A 2909-nucleotide genomic window follows, 5' to 3' on the forward strand; every position below is an offset into this window, starting at 1 on the left:
CCCTCGTCGGCGCCCTCCGCCGCACCCGCCTCGGCGGAGGCGGAAACCACCGCGGCCGGCGCCTCCTCCACGATCACGTGCACATTCGTGCCCGTGCTCCTGTCCGCCCGCCGCCCCGAGGCGCTGTCCGCGCAGGCCGCCCGGCTCGCGGACCACCTGGAGGCCCACCCGGCCGAGCCCCTGGCCGACACCGGCTGGTCGCTGGCCACCACCCGGGCCGCCCTGGAACACCGTGCGGTGGTCGTCGCCGACGGACAGGCGCCCACCGGTCACGCCGATCTCGTCCGGGCGCTGCGCGCGCTGGCCGACGGTTCCGCCGAGGCGGCCGTCACCGGGGACGCGCGGCCCGACACGCTGAGCGCGGTGCTGTTCACGGGGCAGGGCTCGCAGCGCCTCGGCATGGGACGGGAACTGCACGCCGTGTACCCGGTGTTCGCCCGCGCCTTCGACGAGGCCGTGGAGGCGCTCGACACGCACCTCGACACCTCCCTGCGGGCGGCGATGTGGGGCGAGGACCGGGCGCTGCTCGACGGTACGGGGCTCGCGCAGCCGGCCCTGTTCGCGTGCGAGGTGGCGCTGTACCGGCTCATCGAGTCCTGGGGCGTGCGGCCCGACTTCCTCGCCGGTCACTCCGTGGGCGAGTTCGCCGTCGCGCATGTCGCGGGGGTGCTCTCCCTGGCGGACGCTTCGAAGCTCGTCGCCGCTCGGGGCCGACTGATGCAGGCGCTTGGGGCCGGCGGCGCGATGGTCGCCGTGGAGGCGTCCGAGGACGAGGTGACGCCGCTGCTCACCCCGGCCACGGGGATCGCCGCGCTCAACGGTCCGCGTTCCGTGATCGTCTCCGGCGCGGAGACCGACGCGCTCGCGCTCGCCGCCCACTTCGCCGCCGACGGCCGCCGCACCAAGCGGCTCGCCGTGTCGCACGCCTTCCACTCGCCGCTCATGGAGCCGATGCTCGACGACTTCCGTGCGGTCGCCGAGAGCGTCACGTACGCGACCGCCCGTATTCCGGTCGTCTCCACCGTCACCGGTGAACTCGCCGGTGACGACGAACTGGCCTGCGCGGACTACTGGGTGCGGCACATCCGCGCGAGTGTCCGCTTCAGCGACGCCGTGCGCGCGCTCGCCGCGAAGGGCGTCCACACCTTCCTGGAACTCGGCCCGGACGCGGCCCTGACCCCGCTCGGGCCCGACTGCCTGACCGGTGCGGACGAAGGCACCGACCATCCGGTCTTCACGGCCGCTCTGCGCCGGGACCGCGACGAGGCACGTGTGCTGACGGAGGCCGTCGCGCTCGCCCACACCCGGGGCGTGCCCGTCGACTGGAACGCCTGCCTCACCGCGACCGGCCACCGCCCGCACCGCGTGGACCTGCCGACGTACGCCTTCCAGCACCGCACCTACTGGGCGACCGCGCCCGAGACCGCCCCGACGGCCGTCACGGCCGAGCCCGGTGAAGCCGGGTTCTGGGAGGCCGTGGAGCAGGAGGACGCGGCCGGGCTCGCGGGGCGGCTCGGTGTCGACCCCGCCGATCTGGCCCCCGTGCTGCCCGCGCTCACCAGCTGGCGGGCCGGGCGGCGCGAGGCGTCGGCCGTGGACGCGCTGCGCTACCGGGTCTCCTGGGCACCGGTCGCGGACCCCGCGCCGCCCGCCCCGCTCACGGGGGACTGGCTCGTGGTGCACGCGGCGGCGGATCGCTCCTTGGCGGAATCGCTGGCCGGTGAGCTGGCGGAGCGGGGCGCGAACCCTGTTCTGACAGAGGGCGTCGAGCTGTCCGCCGCCCCCGCCGGAATCGTCAGTCTCCTCGCCCTCGACACCACCCCGCACCCGGACCACCCGGTGCTCTCCCGAGGGCTCGCGGACACCACCGCCCTGCTGCGTGAGACGGCGGCCCTGGGATGGACGGCCCCGGCCTGGTGCCTCACCCGGGGCGCGGTGGCCACCGATGACGGTGACGCGGCGGTACGGCCCGAGCAGACCGCCGTGTGGGGGCTCGGTGCGGCCCTCGCGCTGGAGGCACCGGACACCTGGGGCGGCCTGATCGACCTGCCCGTGAGCGCCGACGACGCGGTCCTGCGCCGGGTTTGTGACGCCCTCGCGCGGGGAACCGCCGAGGACCAGCTCGCCGTACGTCCGCAAGGCGTCTACGCCCGCCGTCTGGTCCGGCCCGCGCAGCCCGATCCGGCGGCGACCTGGCAGGCCCGGGGCACCGTCCTCGTCACCGGCGGCACCGGCGGGATCGGCGCCCATGTGGCCCGGATGCTCGCCGCCGACGGAGCGGACCACGTGGTCCTCGCCGGGCGGCGCGGCCCCGACGCCCCGGGTGTCACGGAACTGGCCGCGGAGATCGAGGCCATGGGCGCGCGCGTCTCCGTGGCGGCCTGCGACATGGCCGACCGCGAAGCCGTACGTGGGCTGCTCGCCGGTCTCACGGACCTCACCGCCGTCTTCCACGCGGCAGGGCTCCCCCAGCGCATCGCCCCGCTCGGTGAACTGTCCCTCGCGGAGCTGGCCGAGGTAGCCGATGCCAAGGTGCTCGGCGCCCGTCACCTGGACGAACTCCTCGGCGAGACCCCGCTCGACGCGTTCGTGCTGTTCTCGTCCGGCGCCGCCGTCTGGGGCAGCGCGGGCCAGTCCGCGTACGGCAGCGCCAACGCCTTTCTCGACGGGCTCGCGCACAGTCGGCGGGCCCGTGGACTCGCCGCCACTTCGGTGGCATGGGGGTCGTGGGACGGGGGAATGGTCGACGCGGAACTGGCCGCTGTCATGCGCCGCATGGGCGCCCCCGCGATGGCTCCCGCCCTCGCCGTCGGTGCTCTGCGCCGCATTCTGACGGGCGGCGGCTCGCACGCGGTGGTCGCGGAGTTCGACTGGGAGCGCTTCGCCCCCACCTTCGTGCTCGCCCGCCC

1 protein-coding gene is annotated in these 2909 nt (G+C 75.6%); it reads left to right on the forward strand.

The window, feature by feature from the left end; genetic code table 11:
• Window positions 1–93: 93 nt before the first annotated feature.
• On the forward strand, window positions 94–2909 hold a 2816-nt coding region (locus tag EAO73_RS34875; protein WP_224756586.1), incomplete at its 3' end, for an SDR family NAD(P)-dependent oxidoreductase.

The organism is Streptomyces sp. col6 (assembly GCF_008042035.1).
GTDB lineage: Bacteria > Actinomycetota > Actinomycetes > Streptomycetales > Streptomycetaceae > Streptomyces.